The sequence below is a fragment of the Weizmannia sp. FSL K6-3076 genome (assembly GCF_038007245.1).
Taxonomy (GTDB): Bacteria; Bacillota; Bacilli; order Bacillales; family Bacillaceae_C; genus Weizmannia; species Weizmannia faecalis.
On record NZ_JBBOWU010000001.1, the window covers coordinates 920,152 to 935,078 of the forward strand.

Genomic DNA, 14,927 nt, shown 5'->3' on the forward strand with positions numbered 1-14,927 from the left:
GTTTCATTTTCAGCTTCGTGCTATACAGTTTCGATATTTGCCCGCGCGCAGCTTCCGGTTTCCTGTAAATGCCGGCAGTAGGCAAGCGGGGCTTCAGCCATTTGCCCGGTTTTTTCCGGATGGAGAAGGCTGACCATTTTCCTGCCCGGTTTCGAATTGATGTCGAGTATCCAGATCGATTGGTCTCCCGCAATGAGCAGATCGATCCCCAGCTCAAACAGCGGTTGAAAAGTTTCTTCCAAAACAGCCGGCAAGGTGCTGATGATGTCAGAGATTTCCTGGCTGATATAGACGTGATTAAAATGCGGCGTTTCGCGTTGCCAGTTCTCGTATGTTGAGAGGCTTGCCCCTGCGCTCAAATTGGTTAGAATGCCGTTTTCCATGCCGGTACGGATGCCCCGCGCCACTTCCTGCCACTCGCCGCGGCTGTCTTTTTGCAAAAAGATGCGGAGATCAAAAGGCCGGTTTTTCCGGTCCATATTGTCAATCCTTGCCTGAATGAGAAAATCATGCTTTCCAAGCAGCTGATTGAGCCAAGCTTGAAATTGATCCAAACGGTCGAAGTTCCGCGATATAAGACTGCCGTTTTTCGTCGTACTCACAAGCAGTCCGCCCGTTCTCTTTTCGAGGGAATATACCGCATAACCATGCGCACCGTTTGCCGGTTTTAAAATAATGGAAAGGTATTTGTTCAGCTCCCGCAAAACCGTTCCCGTGCTGTCCGCCTTTACTGTCTCCGGCAAATACGGAGAGATCTCCGGAATTTCCTTTAGGCGGTCATAAAGCATGGCTTTATTTGGCAGCCCGTATCCGAGAAAGGTAAGGTCTTTCCGTTCTTTCAGCCATGCGACAATTTTTTTGGCATCTTTTGATGGCTGGTCTTCACCGTAAAAGCAGCGGTCATAAAGGAATTCCGGAATTTGGAAAACTTCTTCTTTCCATATGCCGCTTGCAGTGTCAAAATGGAGTCCTTTTGCTTTCTGCGTGCCGGGCAGTAAATCAAGGGGGGAGAATGAATAAAGATCGGTCCCGTATTTTTTTGATTCATGTGCCATTTGGTCAAAATATTCCTGCCGGGAAGCAGGATCCAGCGTTAGAATGCCTAATTTATCCGGCATGTTCCATTCCCCTTTCAGTCCATAGAAATAAACCGTAACGGTAAAGTGCTTTTACGGATGGGCGGATGCCGCCGCGGGATACGCCAAACGCGGCCTTAGACGGCTTAACGTTTGCTTCAATTACCCACGGTTTTCCTTCCCGGTCCACGCCTATATCGATCCCGAATTCCGCAAAATGCCCGTTTCCGGCAGAACAGAGCGTGATGGCGGCGGCTTCCGCCAGCTCGTGCATGAGTTCCAGCGCAAGCCGGCCTTTTTCCTTTCCGAAATGATGGAAGATCAGCGGCGCCGGTTTTGCCGGAAGCCCTCCTTGTGAGAGGTTTGATACAATCGCATCATCTGCCGCTGTTCTTGCGAGGGATGACGCGATCTGCCAATCGTTTTTTGCGCCGGTTCTCCAGACAAGAAACCGGAAATCGGTTTGCCTTCCATCTGCCGAAAGCAATGGAATGCCTTGTTGAAGGATATACGGAAGGTTTCCGGTGAGTTGGTCCATTTTTTTAACGGTGTCTTCCACATTTTCCGCAACTTCCGGCAAACTGTTTTCCTTGTGCGTATTATGGTCAAGGAGGAACCGGCCTTCTTTTTTTTCAATCCGGATGATGCCGCGCCCCTGGCTTCCGTTTTCGGGCTTGACATACAGGACGCTTGATGCCTCAAGTTTTTCCGCAAGGCACGCTGGCCCGTACCGGCAAGTTTCCGGTAAATACGGCCGCAAAAATCGGTTTGCATAAAGGCATTCGTAAACTTCCATTTTTGTTAAATACTTGGCGTTAAAAAAATCGATTCCCTTTTCTTTGTACGCCGCTGTTTTTTTCTCAAACTGACGGCTTTTTTCAGCCAGCCTGGAGTGAATGCGGTTATAGACGATGTCCGGTTCCGGCACTTCCCTTGTTTTCCAACGGTCGTCGGAAAACGTGCAGCCGGTACCGGCACGGGAATCCAAGCCTTCTACAAAAAGGTAGCCGCCTTCTTTTTCGAGCAGGTTGTGCAGTTCTTCGCAAAATGGCCGAATGTTTTCGGAAGGGGCACTTCCAGTGAGTTCTGTTAGGACGGCAATTACCGGGCCAAGTTCAAGCGCTCCCTGCCGGCAGAAGGCTCTCATCCGTGCGGGCGGAACAGGGAGCTTCAGATGTTTGTAACCATCCGCAGAGAGCATCATCACCGTTTTGCCGGATGCATCGGTTTCTACTTTTGCCGTGGCTGTTTTTCCCCCGAACCGGATGGTGAGCTCGCCGTTTGAAATGTGCAAAAAGGAAAGGAGCGCCCGTGGAATTTCCGCCGCCGCGCCTTTCGTTTCATCATCATGCCGGAATGCAATGGTTGATGCCAATCCGTTCCCTCCCTTCCTCCTGAAAACACGGGCACGAACACGGTCCATTTTTGACTTTATTGGGCTTTTGCTGATATCTTATGATTAGTACAGAAAATCGGTTCAAAAAAAATAGCTGATTTTAGAAATACCCGGCCGCAAAAAAGGGTATTTTTTCATTAAGTTTGCGGTTTTCCGCAGCATAGAACCAAAATCAACGGTTGTGTCCGCATAGCGGGCTGGAAACTTCCCGTGCTTCTTTGGAAAAAATTTCACAACGAAAACAATGAGGGATGATTGTGTATGCATGCATTTTTGGAAATTTTGTTTATGACTGTCGTGGGGGCAGTGATCGGCGGATTCACAAATTATCTGGCCATTAAAATGCTGTTTCGGCCGTATGAGGCGATTTATATTAAAAATTGGCGGCTTCCGTTCACGCCCGGGTTGATTCCGAAAAGGCGCGAAGAAATTGCGAAACAGCTCGGCGAAATGGTGGTGCGTCATCTGGTCACCCCGGAAAGCATCGAAAAAAAGCTGTTGTCGCCCGGGTTTCGGAAAGAGACGGCCCGATGGATGACGGATACTTTTTTGAAATGGCTGGAGATGAGTTGGACAGCCCCGCAAATGGCTCGTTTTTTTAAAGTGGATTTGTCGGCGGAGCGTGTGCAAACCGGGATCAAAGCATTCATCCGCACCCGTTACGGGCAGGCAAAACAACATATCGCACCTCAAACGCTTGAAGCACTGCTGCCCGAAGCCGTGATCAAAAAAGCCGAAGAAAAAATCCCTGTTTTGGCGGATTTGATCATTGCAAGGATTAGTGAATACATTTCGAGCCCTGCAGGCCGCACGAAAATTGAAGGGATGATTAGCCATTTTCTCGATGACCGCGGCATGATCGGCGCGATGGTGAAACGTTTTATCGGAAATACTTCGATTGCCGATAAAATTCAGCCTGAGATCATCCGGGCGCTCCAGGAACCTGGAATGAAAGCAACCATGGCGGAAATGCTGGAAAGGGAATGGAACGGCCTGAAAGCAAAACAGGCCGGGGAACTTTTGCCGGATTTGCCGGATGAAGAAATAAGCGGATGGCTGGAGAAAAATGTATTGTCTCTCCTCCCTGTCGAACGTTTTTTGGACACACCCGTCCAGGCATTTGTTGCCCGGTATCGGAATAAAATTGAAGAAGAATGGATCCCTGTATTGGCGGAAAAAGCGCTGCACCTTATTAGCGAAAACGTGCATTTGATCATCCGGAAGCTGCAGGTAGCGGATCTTGTGCGCCAGGAAGTGGAATCTTTTCCGATTGAGCGCCTGGAAAGTCTGATTCTTGGCATTACCGCCCGCGAATTTTCAATGATTACGTATCTTGGCGCGTTACTGGGCGGCCTGATTGGGATCGTTCAGGGGGTGATCGTGCTGCTTGTATAAAGGAAGCAAGCTCCGGCGCATTGTTGGCATAAGGCCGGCCTGATCCTGCTTTTCGTGCAGGAAAGAGAAAACAGGAAACCTATGTATTCCGGCATTTCTGTGACAGGTTTCAGGCGGCCCGGCCGCTGCTTGTGTAACGCGTCAAAACCGTGAAACCATCCGTGACGAATAAAATTTGATAAGGAGGAGTTATATGCCATCCCATTTAAATGAGTACGCGCGTATGCTTGAAAAAGGAATTCGGGAAAGCCATGAATTTGCTGCATTGAAGCAGGCGTATGAAAATGTCCGGTCAAACGGCCAGGCGAGAGCATTGTTTGACCGTTTCAGGCAGCTTCAACTCAATTTGCAAGATAAACAAATGCAGGGGCTTCTGGTTACAGAAGAAGATGAAAAACAGGCGCAGGCTGCCATGCAAGCGGTCCAGTCAAATCCCGCCATTATGCAGTTGATCGGTGCTGAACAGCGGCTAAGCGATCTGCTCAGCGAAATCAACCAGGTGCTGATGAGGCCTGTCGAAGATTTGTACGCCGGAAAATAGAAGAATGGAGCCGGAAAGTTCTATTTCCCCCTTTTTTCTCATACATCTGTAAAAGAAAGCAGGCTGTGTGAGAAATCAGCCCGGCAGCCGGGAGCATCATGAAGAGGGGGAGCATCCATGATCTATAAAATGCTGGCGTTAAATATTGAGGGAACATTGCTGCAGGATAACGGCCGGCTCGGCAAAACAACGAAAGAAGCAATCGAATATGCAGGTGCAAAAGGCATTGCGGTGACGCTCATTACGTCAAAAAATTTCGCTTCGGCCCACCGGATTGCCAAATGGCTGAAGCTGCATTCTTCCTTAATCACGCACCAGGGCGCTTATATTGCCAGTGAACTGGATAAACCGATTTTTGTCAGAAGGATCAGCGAAGAGGCCACCCGTGACCTTGTGCGCTTTTTGGAAGGGTTTCACGCCCAAATCCGCCTTGTTTCCGAGCGGTTTACATTGTCTAACAGAGTGAAGCATCCGAATAAGTTGATGGGAAAAGTCATTTATCAAACGTCCAATCCGTTTTCTTATGCAGAACAATATGTGGACGATTTATCGGCAAAACTGGAACAAACGCCGCTTTCCCCGCCCAAAATCGAAGTGATTTTTTCTGACGGAGAGGACATTCAGGCAGCTAAAAAAGCGATTGCCAATATGTTCCATGAAGTGGATTGTATTTTTTGCGGAAACGGGAAGCTGGATATTGTGCCGGCTGGTATTTCCAAGCTTCGCGGGCTTTTATATGTATGCGACCGGATGAACATCCGTCGTGAGGAAGTGGTCGTAATCGGTTCGGGCCTTGATGATCTCCCGCTTGTCGAGTGGGCTGGGCTCGGCGTTGCGATGGGAAATGCGCATCCCGCTGTCAAAAACGTGTCAGACTGGGTGACCCGTTCTAACAATGAAAACGGGGTGTCTTATATGGTAAAAGAGCATTTCCGGAAACAGCAGCCAATCGACTTTTTGAAAAAAATGAAACTGCTGAAATAAGGATGGAAGGGGCTGTTTGCTTTAGGCGGCAGCCTCTTTTTTTTGATGAATTTTTTAAAAAGCTGTCATTTTGTATTGGAAATTGCCGAATATTTCGCTATCCTAGTAATAGGAAGAATAAAACAAAGGGAGAGGGATCTCGGTGATTTCAACGTATGAGACGATCAAAGTGGAGGAAAAAGACGGGGCGGCCTATTTGTATTTCAACCGCCCGGACGCAATGAACGCGCTGAACTTGGAGATGATTAAGGAACTGGCGGACGCGTTGAAAGCGATTGCGATGAAGGATGACATTCACATTCTCGTCTTGTCCGGAAACGGCAAAGCATTCTCCGCAGGCGGGGACATTAAAGCCATGCTGGCGATGGAAGAAGAGAAAGGGTTCACCTCTTTTATGAACCAAATAAATGAAGCCGTTTCCATTCTTGTGGGCATGCCGAAACTCACCATTGCGGCGATTAATGGAGCTGCTGCAGGATTGGGCTTAAGCCTTGCCCTAGCCTGTGATACCATTATCAGTGATTTGGACAGTAAAATCGCGATGAACTTCATCGGGATCGGCCTTGTGCCGGACGGTGGCGGCCACTATTTGCTGCAGCGCCGGATCGGCCAGGAAAAGGCGAAAAAAGTGATTTGGGAAGGAAAAGTCATGTCCGCTGAAGAGGCAGCCGAAACGGGCATTATCGATGAAGCCGTGCCCGATCTTGCGCTTGCCGTTGACCAAAAAATTACAGAATGGCAGAAAAAACCGGTCCTCGCGATGATCAAAACGAAAAAAATCTATACGGAACTGAACCGCCCTGATTTCAATAAATCATTGGAACTGGAAAAACATGCACAGTGGAAAATGCGCCAGACGAAAGACCACAAGGAAGGCATCCGCGCTTTTGTAGAGAAGCGGGCGCCGCAATTCAAAGGGGAGTGAAAACATGCGCGACTATAAACTGACTGCCTTTGAACCGACAGGAGAAAAGATTCTCGATGAAGGTTTTGAAGCACAGGATGATACGGAAGCGAAGAAAAAAGGGGAGGCGCTTTTAAAAGAAAAAGGCGTCGATGAGAAAACGCACCGTTGCGTATCCCCTGAAGGAAAACTGATTTTGTTCCACCGCTAAAAAGAACCCGGGCCAACCTAGCCCGGGTTCATTTAATGGGAACGGCGCATGCGCTTGCCATTAATGGATATGGACACGCTGCTGCACATCCTGCTTTACATCCTTTTTTATATCCCGTTTTACTTGCTTAACCTGCTTTACCGCCGCCCTACGGTTCGAAAGCCAGCCAAGGAACAACACCAAAACCGTAAGAATGCCGCCGATCGTATACGTTACCGGCCCGTGTGAGATATTCAACCATTTCAGGATTTGTTCATCTTTAAAGAGCATTTCTGCTGCCGTCCAGGCGAGGATGCCGGACCCGACATAGGCAATCCAGCTGTAACGGTTCATCGCTTTTACAATCATCTTTGAACCGAAGATCATGACCGGAATACTGATGGCAACGCCGAGCGCAATCATGCCGATATGCCCGTTTGAAGCACCGGCCAGCGCCACTACATTGTCAAGGCTCATAATCGCATCAGCCATAATAATCGTACCAATCGAAACCAGCAGCCCATTTTTTGCTCTGACGTGGACATTTTCATCTCCGCCGCCGAGCACTTTATATGCGATCCATAGAAGCAAAAGCCCGCCAATGACATTTACATAAGGAATTTTCAGCAAAGCAACGATTGCCATTGCCAGCAGAATTCTTAAAATCACCGCACCGGCTGTCCCCCAGAAAATCGCTTTGTTTTGTTGTTCGCGCTGCAGTTTCCGGGTTGCCATGGCGATCACAACCGCATTGTCGCCCGATAAAATGATATCGATCATAATGATCTTAAGCAGCGCAACAAAAGCCCCGGCAGAAACAACCAACCCAAAGTCAAATATAGATACCGGCAATTGCTTCATTCCCTTCACGTTCTCAATACTAGTTCATTTGACACTATCATAACACAGTCCGACCCGAAAAGTAATAGAATCGCATCGATTTCATCAAATTGGAAATCATTTTTTTCCATCGTTTCCCTGCTTACCCGCCATTTCCTGGTTTTCTTCATTTACGCCAATGAAGACTTATAGTATCCTTATTGGGAGAGTTTTTTGTGAGTGTGATAGAAAAAGGAGTGCGATATGCCGTTATGGGCCAGTCCTTATTGCAAATGAATACCATTTTTATCAGCATTATCATCGAGGCGTTGCCTTTTATTGTGCTGGGTGTGTTCATTTCAGCGGTGATCCAGATGTTTGTCACTGAGGAAATGATTGCAAAAGTTATGCCGAAAAACCGCTTTTTATCCATTGCGTTCGGCACCGGGATGGGCGCGCTTTTTCCAGCCTGTGAATGCGGCATTGTCCCGATTACGGAAAGGCTTGTCCGGAAAAATGTCCCGCTTTCTGCCGCCATCGCTTTTATGCTGACGGGGCCGATTATCAACCCGGTTGTCATTTTTTCTACGTTTGTCGCGTTTGGCGATTCCTGGAAAATGGCACTGCTTCGCTGCGGACTGGCGATTTTTACTGCTGTTTTAACCGCGATTGCGATTTCATATTTTTTTTCCGAAAACCAGCTTCGCGAATTTGTGGAGGCCAAATTGCACCACCACGGGCATGACCACGAAGCACATGATAAACCGAATTTTCTGCAAAAAATCACCGGTACGATCGACCATGCGATTGATGAGTTTTTTTCCGTCGGGAAGTTTCTCGTGTTTGGCGGCCTGATTTCTGCCGCAATGCAGACCTTCTTCCGGACGAGCACGCTGCTGTCGCTCGGGCAGACAAAAATGGCGGCGATTCTAATTATGATGCTGCTTGCTTTTATTATGTCGATCTGTTCCGAGGCGGATGCCTTCATTGCTTCGTCTTTCAACGGGATGTTCGGGACGTCGGCCATCCTTGCGTTTTTAGTATTTGGCGCGATGGTGGATATAAAAAATCTGCTCATGATGATGCATTCCTTTAAAAGAAAATTTGTCTTTTCGATGATCGGGCTGATTATCGTTTTTGTGTTTACGGGTGCATTCTTGATATAGAAGGTGTTTAAAATGTTGCGATTTATCGTTTTGTTCGGCTTCGCGTATTTTTTTATGAAGCTGCACGCGACAGGAGATATTAGCAAATATATTAATATGAAGTATGCGTATTTGTCGTTTTCCATGATTTTTGCGATGGGTTTTTTATGTTTGTACCAGCTCGTGAAATGGGTCAGGGCGGGAAACGAGGCGCATGACCATCATCACGCCGCCCACCACGGCCATTCGCATGAAACGGATGAAAATACATGGTACAAAAAAATGTTTACGTACGGTATGATTTTAATCCCGGTTGTAACGGGCATTTTTCTTCCGGTGGCCACCTTGAATTCCACCGTTGTCAAAGCAAAGGGCTTCCACTTTTCGATGATTGACAATGACAAGGACCAATATGCCAATCACCAGATTTTACGGCCGAATTCCAGCCTTTACTATGATAAGGACCAGTATACAGAAATGGAAAGTTCGGATTTGAAAAAGTACAGTAAATTGCAAAGCATCGTCCTCGATGATGACCATTATTTCCACGGGCTTGAAACGATTTATAATTATCCGGGGAATTTTATCGGCAAAAAAGTGGCGATTAAAGGGTTTGTCTACCGGACGGATGATATTAAAGCGAATCAGCTGTTTGTGCTCCGGTTCGGCATTATCCACTGCATTGCCGATGCCGGCGTATACGGGATGCTCGTTGATTTTCCGGACAATATGGCAAACGTGAAAGAAAATACATGGATTGAGGTTGAAGGAAAACTGGATACGACGTACTATACGCCGTTTAAAGAGAATATCCCGTATTTAAAAGTAACAAGTTACCATAAAAGCAGCGAGCCGAAAGATCCATACGTATACCGGCAATACAATTAAAAAGGTTTGGCATGTTCAGCCATTTTTTTGTTGCCTGAACGTGCCAAACCTTTTATAATGAAGATAGAACATATATTCTATGAAATGCGTTTGATTACGAACAGGTTGGATTTCACAAAAAATGGAAAAATGCCGGTTATTTTTTTACGAAAGAGGGATGTCGTTGAAAAGGATTCGCTTTGTCCATGCGGCCGACCTGCACCTTGACAGTCCGTTTGCGGGGCTCCGCAAGCTTCCGCCGGCGCTGTTTGAACGGGTAAAGGAGAGCACTTTCCGGGCATTTAAAAATCTATGTGACCTTACAATTGAAAAAGAAGCGGATTTCCTGCTGATATGCGGGGATTTATACGACGGGGAAGACCGCAGCCTGAAAGCCCAGGTGAGGCTGAAGAAGCAGTTTGAGCGGCTCCAAGAGGCTGGCATTTCCGTATTTGTGCTGCATGGCAATCACGACCATCTAAGCGGGTCATGGACAAAATTGGACATGCCCGCAAATGTCCGGATATTTTCCGAGCGTGTTGAAGCCAAATCTTTTACAGCTAAAAACGGGTCGAAAGTCCATGTGTACGGGTTCAGTTACCCGAAGCGGCACGTGCTGGAGAACAAAACGGATGAATACAGGAAAACAGGAGATGCTGATTTTCACATCGGCATGTTGCACGGTTACCTTGAAGGCGGGACGAAAATGCACCAGCCTTATGCGCCTTTTGCCTTGCAGGATTTGCTGGAAAAAGGGATGGATTACTGGGCGCTTGGCCATATCCACAAGCAGCAGATTTTACATACGCATCCCTATATCATTTATCCCGGGAATATTCAGGGGAGAAACCGGAAAGAAACGGGTCCGAAAGGCTGTATGGTTACCGAAATGGATCCGCTTGGTACGCATACCGCATTCTATGAGACGGCGGACATTTTATGGGAAAAACGTACCGTTTCCGTAAAAGGCGCAAATGATTTTAATCGTCTGTACACAGTTTGCCGCAATGCCCTTGAAGAAGAAAGGAAAGAGGCACAGGGCGTATTTTTGCAATTGGATATAAAAGATCCGGATCTGCTCGATGATGAAGCGCTTGGAAAAGTGAAAAACGGCGAACTGATGGAAGTGCTACAGGAAGGCGAAGAAGCAGACCGCAATTTTGTCTGGGTACACCGCATCACACTGCCTGAAGATGCCTTTGTCTCCGCACGGGATGACGGCTTTATTTTGCAGGAAATGAAGAAAACGCTGGCACAATTGGAAGAAACCACAGTAGATGAAGCGGTCTCCCCGTTGTACAGCCATATGGTTGCGGGCCGCTACCTGGACTTGGACGGAGATGAAAAGCAGCGGCTTCTGTTGGAAGCGGAAGCGGCTGTTTTTGAGAAGTTGAAAGGCAGGGGGAAACGATGAAAATACGGGAGGTCCATATTTACGGTTTTGGCCGGCTTGTTGATTTTCATATGGAAAATCTTTCGGATCTGCAGGTCATTTACGGGGAAAACGAAGCCGGCAAATCAACCTTCATGGCTTTTATCGAAGCCGTTTTATTCGGGTTTCCTTCAAGACAGCAAAACGGGCAGCACTATGAGCCAAAATTTTCACCGGTGTACGGCGGGAGGCTTGTCCTCGAAACAGAAAAAGACGGAAAAATAACGGTGGAACGGATAAAAGGAAGAGCAGCCGGAGAAGTGTCCGTCACTTTTGCAGATGGCAGAACAGGCGGCGAAGAGGTACTTGCACAAGTTTTAAACGGGCTGAACCGGCAAATGTTCCAGTCCATTTATTCTTTTAATCTGCAAAGCCTCCAGGAAATCCGCAAATTAACAGGCGATGATATCAGCCGCTATTTATTTGCTGCAGGGACAATCGGGACGGATGCGCTGCTTTCGGCGGAACGGGAACTCGAAAAGGAAATGGAGGCGCGTTTTAAACCGAACGGGCGGAAGCCGGTCTTGAACGTGCAACTCCGGAAACTGCAGGCCATGGAAAAAGAACTGAATCACTTGAAAGCGGAAAACGGCCGTTATGGCGAATGGAAAGCCCGGCTGGCAACGATTGAAGCAGCACAGGAAGAAGCGGAGGCGGAGCTGGAAGCCTTACGGGGAACGGTTCAGCAGTATGAACATCTCACAAGCCTTTGGCCGCTTTATGCAGAAAGAAAGCATATCAAACTGCAGCTGGCGGAAATCGGTCCCGTCCGCTTTCCCGCTGACGGAATCCGGCGCCTCGACGCGCTGATGTCGGAATGGCGCGCTTCTACCGGGCGCCTGTCAGCCGTTAAAAAACAAAAACAGGTACTGGTGGAAAAAATGGAAGGAGAGCAGCCGGATCCGCTTTTCGTCCGGCATGAAGGGGAGATTAAAAAGCTGCTCGATGACTGGCCGCAATACCGCGGGTGGCAGGCGGAAGCAGAGCGCCTTCAATCTGAACGCGAAATCCTAGACAGCCAAATCTCCGAATTATCGGGCATGCTGCATCTTACGGCATCGCAAGTTGAAAAAGTACCGCAGCTTGACTTAAGCATTGCGGCAAAAGAAAGGCTCAGCACCCTTATCAAGGCGTATGACCATCACCGTTCCCGCAACGATGCTTTACAGGCACAGCTTGAGGACTTGCGGGCTCGGATGAATGCTGTTGAGCAGCAATGCGCACTTTTGGAAAAAGAGCTCGTATCCGAAGAGGCTTTTCGCGATTTATCGGCAAAGCGGCAGGAAAAGGAAAAAAAATCATTGCTTGAAGCCGATATCAGGCGCGGGAAACAGCAGCTTTCCCGCCTGAAAAAAATGGCGGATGAGGCCCGGAAGCCCCCGGTCCTGTTTTTTGGCCTTGCATTATTGTTTCTGATGGCCGGCGTGTGGAGTTTGCTCACAGGGCAATACCTGTTTCTGGGCGTTTTTGTGCTTGGTGCAATCGTGTCAGGCTACCATGCTTTGAAGGGAAAGCGGAACCCGTTTGAAGAAGAAATCCGAGCGCTCGAACAGGAACTGGAGGAAGAGGAAAAAGAGCTGCGGAATTGGAAAGACGGGGACACGGATTGGCATGAATATGAACGGCAGAAACAGCTGCGCGAAAACTGGAAACAGCTCATTCTGAAGCTTGAGGAAGGCGAACAGAACGGCCGGCAAATGCAAAACCGGAAGCAGCGTCTGGAAGCGGAAGAAAGACAGCTGCTGGCAGAAATCAGCCATTTCAGGCAAACTTTGCAATTGGGTGATGGCTTCCGGCCCGGACAGCTGCCCGATGCGTTCCAACTTTTGACGGACTTAAGCGGGAAATTGCGCGAGCGGTCGCGTATCGAAAAGAAACTGGCGCAGCTTTCCGCCTCTCAGTCGGCATTTGCAGAAAGGATGGAAAACCTGTGGTCCCGGCTCCACGTCAACTGGCCATTACGCCAGGAGGGTATCTTGCTGTTGCAGCAGGCGTGTGCGGAACAACAGGAAAGAAAAATCCGCCTGCAGGAATGGGAAAAGAAATGTGCCGAGCTGGAAGAACAATTGCAGCTGCTTGAATCGGAAGCGGAAGCAACAGATAAGGAGATTAAAAAACTTTTTGCCCTTGCCGGTGCCGCGAATGAGGAAGATTTCCGGAAAGCCGGTAGCCTTTTTCAGCAATACGAAAAGTTGACCGCCCAGCTCGAAATCATAGATTTACGGATCAGCCGGGAAGACCTAGAACGGCTCGAAAGGATAGAAGATGTATCCATATTTGAGCAGGAAAAGCAAAAGCTGGAAGAGAAAATTGCGGAAAAGGCGAACGCGCTTCGCAGTATGAGAAAAGAAGCGGCGGAAATCCGGTTTGAACTGGACAGGCTGGAAAAAGGCGGGACGTTTACCGAAAAACTGCATGAATATTACAGCGCGCTTTCAGATTTCCGGGAAGAAGCTTTCGAATGGGCACGGTTTGCCACGGCGAAACGTTTGCTTTCCGGCATGATGAAGCGGCTCCGGGAAACCCGCTTTCCGCAAGTCCTGAATAAAGCCGAAGCGTATTTGCAATCTTTAACAAACGGATCGTATGTCTCCCTCCATATGGGCGGGGAGGATGGCCGTTTTTACGTTAAACGGCGTGATGATGTGCTGTTTGCTGCAAATGAGCTGAGCCAGGCAACGGCGGAACAGCTGTATATTGCTTTGCGTTTTTCCCTTGCGGAGGCGCTCGGCGGAGAATTCCCGTCACCGGTTGTCATTGATGACGGTTTTGTTAATTTTGATATTTACCGGACAGAGAAAATGGCCCGCTTGCTCGACCAGGTGAGCGAATCGAGGCAGGTGCTGCTTTTTACATGCCAGCAGCCGATGCTCCGGTTTTTTAAAGGCCATGAGGTGAAAACCTTGGGGGCTATACACGGTCAAGAGCTGACAGGTTCTGGAAACATCAGCCGTATTCAGCCGTAAATAAGAGGGGCGGGCCGAATGTCTGTATTTCGACACGGTGGTGAAACGCACAAGCAGTAAACCAGTTTGTCCTGGCCGTAGTCGTCTTTTTCCTAATTTCAACACGGCGGTGAAACGCACAAGCAAAGCCGGTTTAGATCAAAAGCGGATTCCGGCCGGATTATGGTATACTTTAAGACAAATCAATCAGGGGTTAGATCGGAGGATTATTATGGCAAAAGGGCTACTCTACTATGAGGTGGGCGAACAGTTTGACGCGTTTTTGCTCATCAAACACGCAACAAAAGGAATTGCGAGCAACGGCAAACCTTTTTTAACATTGATTTTGCAGGACCGGACCGGGGATATCGAAGCAAAACTCTGGGATGCGACCGAACAGGACGAACAAACATATAAACCGGAGACGATTGTAAAAGTAACTGGGGACATTTTAAATTACCGCGGGCGGCTGCAGCTGAAAATCCGCCAGATCCATCCGGCACAACCGGGGGACGGTGTCCGGATTTCCGATTTTATCGAAACGGCCCCGTTATCGCAGGAAGAAATGATGGGGAAAATCACCCAGTACATTTTTGATATGAAAAATCCAAATATCCAGAGGCTGACCCGGCATCTGCTGAAAAAATACCAGAAGCGGTTCCTTGTCTATCCAGCTGCAACGAAAAACCATCACGAATTCGTATCGGGGCTGGCGTACCATGTTGTCTCCATGCTCGACCTTGCCAAGGCAATCGCGGGCCTTTATCCTTCACTCGACCGGGATTTGTTGTATGCCGGTGTCATTTTGCATGATTTGGGAAAGGTGCAAGAACTGTCCGGCCCGATCTCAACAACTTATACGGCTGAAGGGAATTTGCTCGGCCATATCTCGATTATGGTCACAGAAATTGCAAAAGCAGCGGAGGAACTCGGAATCCACGGGGAAGAAGTCATGGTGCTGGAACATATGGTGATCTCCCACCACGGAAAAGCGGAATGGGGAAGTGCCAAGCCCCCGATGATTAAAGAGGCGGAAATTCTCCACTATATTGATAATATTGATGCGAAAATGAATATGCTTGACCGTGCGCTCCGCAATGTCAAACCGGGCGAGTTCTCGGACCGGATTTATGCACTTGATAACCGTTCTTTTTACAAACCAACGTTTCATCAGTGAGATTCATAGAAACGCAAACGTTTGGAAAGCGCCCGTCTGGTGAAAAACTTTTAAAA

Annotated in this window: 13 protein-coding genes; 10 read left to right on the top strand and 3 right to left on the bottom strand. The window is 48.3% G+C overall.

Going from position 1 to position 14,927, the window contains the following annotated elements:
- Nucleotides 1-20: 20 nt before the first annotated feature.
- Together NSS95_RS04065 and NSS95_RS04070 are read right to left on the bottom strand one after the other, a co-directional pair.
- Nucleotides 21-1,118, bottom strand: a complete 1,098-nt coding sequence (locus NSS95_RS04065; protein ID WP_014095810.1) for a YheC/YheD family endospore coat-associated protein — start codon at nt 1,116-1,118, stop codon at nt 21-23.
- A complete protein-coding gene (locus NSS95_RS04070; RefSeq protein ID WP_035182110.1) occupies nt 1,108-2,451 on the bottom strand; it encodes a YheC/YheD family endospore coat-associated protein in 1,344 nt (447 codons plus the stop codon). The genes NSS95_RS04065 and NSS95_RS04070 overlap by 11 nt, the downstream gene beginning before the upstream one ends.
- Before the next feature lie 282 nt (nt 2,452-2,733).
- On the opposite strand from NSS95_RS04070, the gene NSS95_RS04075 reads away from it, so the two are divergent.
- The 5 genes from NSS95_RS04075 to NSS95_RS04095 all read left to right on the top strand — a co-directional run bounded on the left by NSS95_RS04075 (nt 2,734) and on the right by NSS95_RS04095 (nt 6,507).
- Complete coding sequence (locus tag NSS95_RS04075) at nt 2,734-3,867, top strand: DUF445 domain-containing protein (RefSeq protein WP_017550233.1); 1,134 nt, start codon at nt 2,734-2,736, stop codon at nt 3,865-3,867.
- Between the two features lie 193 nt (nt 3,868-4,060).
- Nucleotides 4,061-4,408 (top strand): YlbF family regulator, encoded by a 348-nt coding sequence (locus NSS95_RS04080; RefSeq protein WP_014095807.1) that lies wholly within the window; start codon nt 4,061-4,063, stop codon nt 4,406-4,408.
- A gap of 117 nt (nt 4,409-4,525) precedes the next feature.
- A complete protein-coding gene (locus NSS95_RS04085; protein ID WP_014095806.1) occupies nt 4,526-5,392 on the top strand; it encodes a Cof-type HAD-IIB family hydrolase in 867 nt (288 codons plus the stop codon).
- 142 nt (nt 5,393-5,534) lie between these two features.
- The gene (locus tag NSS95_RS04090) at nt 5,535-6,317 is read left to right on the top strand and encodes an enoyl-CoA hydratase (RefSeq protein ID WP_014095805.1); all 783 of its coding nucleotides are present in this window, start codon (nt 5,535-5,537) and stop codon (nt 6,315-6,317) included.
- Nucleotides 6,318-6,321: 4 nt separating this feature from the next.
- On the top strand, nt 6,322-6,507 hold the full coding sequence (locus NSS95_RS04095) for a YhzD family protein (protein ID WP_014095804.1): 186 nt from the start codon (nt 6,322-6,324) through the stop codon (nt 6,505-6,507).
- A 60-nt stretch (nt 6,508-6,567) separates the two neighbouring features.
- Here NSS95_RS04095 and NSS95_RS04100 read toward each other — a convergent pair whose 3' ends face one another.
- On the bottom strand, nt 6,568-7,347 hold the full coding sequence (locus tag NSS95_RS04100) for a TerC family protein (RefSeq protein ID WP_014095803.1): 780 nt from the start codon (nt 7,345-7,347) through the stop codon (nt 6,568-6,570).
- A 230-nt stretch (nt 7,348-7,577) separates the two neighbouring features.
- On the opposite strand from NSS95_RS04100, the gene NSS95_RS04105 reads away from it, so the two are divergent.
- From NSS95_RS04105 to yhaM, 5 genes are all read left to right on the top strand, one after another.
- Complete coding sequence (locus tag NSS95_RS04105; RefSeq protein WP_172653434.1) at nt 7,578-8,471, top strand: permease; 894 nt, start codon at nt 7,578-7,580, stop codon at nt 8,469-8,471.
- Nucleotides 8,472-8,483: 12 nt separating this feature from the next.
- Complete coding sequence (locus NSS95_RS04110; protein WP_017550232.1) at nt 8,484-9,338, top strand: TIGR03943 family putative permease subunit; 855 nt, start codon at nt 8,484-8,486, stop codon at nt 9,336-9,338.
- Nucleotides 9,339-9,495: 157 nt separating this feature from the next.
- A complete protein-coding gene (locus NSS95_RS04115) occupies nt 9,496-10,731 on the top strand; it encodes a metallophosphoesterase family protein (protein WP_225620974.1) in 1,236 nt (411 codons plus the stop codon).
- Entirely contained in the window at nt 10,728-13,715 is a 2,988-nt protein-coding gene (locus tag NSS95_RS04120; protein WP_340713803.1) for an ATP-binding protein, read from the top strand. Before NSS95_RS04115 ends, NSS95_RS04120 begins: the two co-directional genes overlap by 4 nt.
- A gap of 211 nt (nt 13,716-13,926) precedes the next feature.
- Complete coding sequence (gene yhaM, locus NSS95_RS04125) at nt 13,927-14,871, top strand: 3'-5' exoribonuclease YhaM (RefSeq protein ID WP_014095797.1); 945 nt, start codon at nt 13,927-13,929, stop codon at nt 14,869-14,871.
- Nucleotides 14,872-14,927: the final 56 nt, after the last annotated feature.

Coding starts and splice junctions, on each gene's coding strand:
- NSS95_RS04105 (WP_172653434.1), top strand. CDS start 7,578: ATGGGCCAGTCCTTATTGCAAATGAATACCATTTTTATCAGCATTATC.
- yhaM (WP_014095797.1), top strand. CDS start 13,927: ATGGCAAAAGGGCTACTCTACTATGAGGTGGGCGAACAGTTTGACGCG.
- NSS95_RS04065 (WP_014095810.1), bottom strand. CDS start 1,118: ATGCCGGATAAATTAGGCATTCTAACGCTGGATCCTGCTTCCCGGCAG.
- NSS95_RS04110 (WP_017550232.1), top strand. CDS start 8,484: ATGTTGCGATTTATCGTTTTGTTCGGCTTCGCGTATTTTTTTATGAAG.
- NSS95_RS04080 (WP_014095807.1), top strand. CDS start 4,061: ATGCCATCCCATTTAAATGAGTACGCGCGTATGCTTGAAAAAGGAATT.
- NSS95_RS04085 (WP_014095806.1), top strand. CDS start 4,526: ATGATCTATAAAATGCTGGCGTTAAATATTGAGGGAACATTGCTGCAG.
- NSS95_RS04100 (WP_014095803.1), bottom strand. CDS start 7,347: ATGAAGCAATTGCCGGTATCTATATTTGACTTTGGGTTGGTTGTTTCT.
- NSS95_RS04120 (WP_340713803.1), top strand. CDS start 10,728: ATGAAAATACGGGAGGTCCATATTTACGGTTTTGGCCGGCTTGTTGAT.
- NSS95_RS04075 (WP_017550233.1), top strand. CDS start 2,734: ATGCATGCATTTTTGGAAATTTTGTTTATGACTGTCGTGGGGGCAGTG.
- NSS95_RS04115 (WP_225620974.1), top strand. CDS start 9,496: ATGTCGTTGAAAAGGATTCGCTTTGTCCATGCGGCCGACCTGCACCTT.
- NSS95_RS04095 (WP_014095804.1), top strand. CDS start 6,322: ATGCGCGACTATAAACTGACTGCCTTTGAACCGACAGGAGAAAAGATT.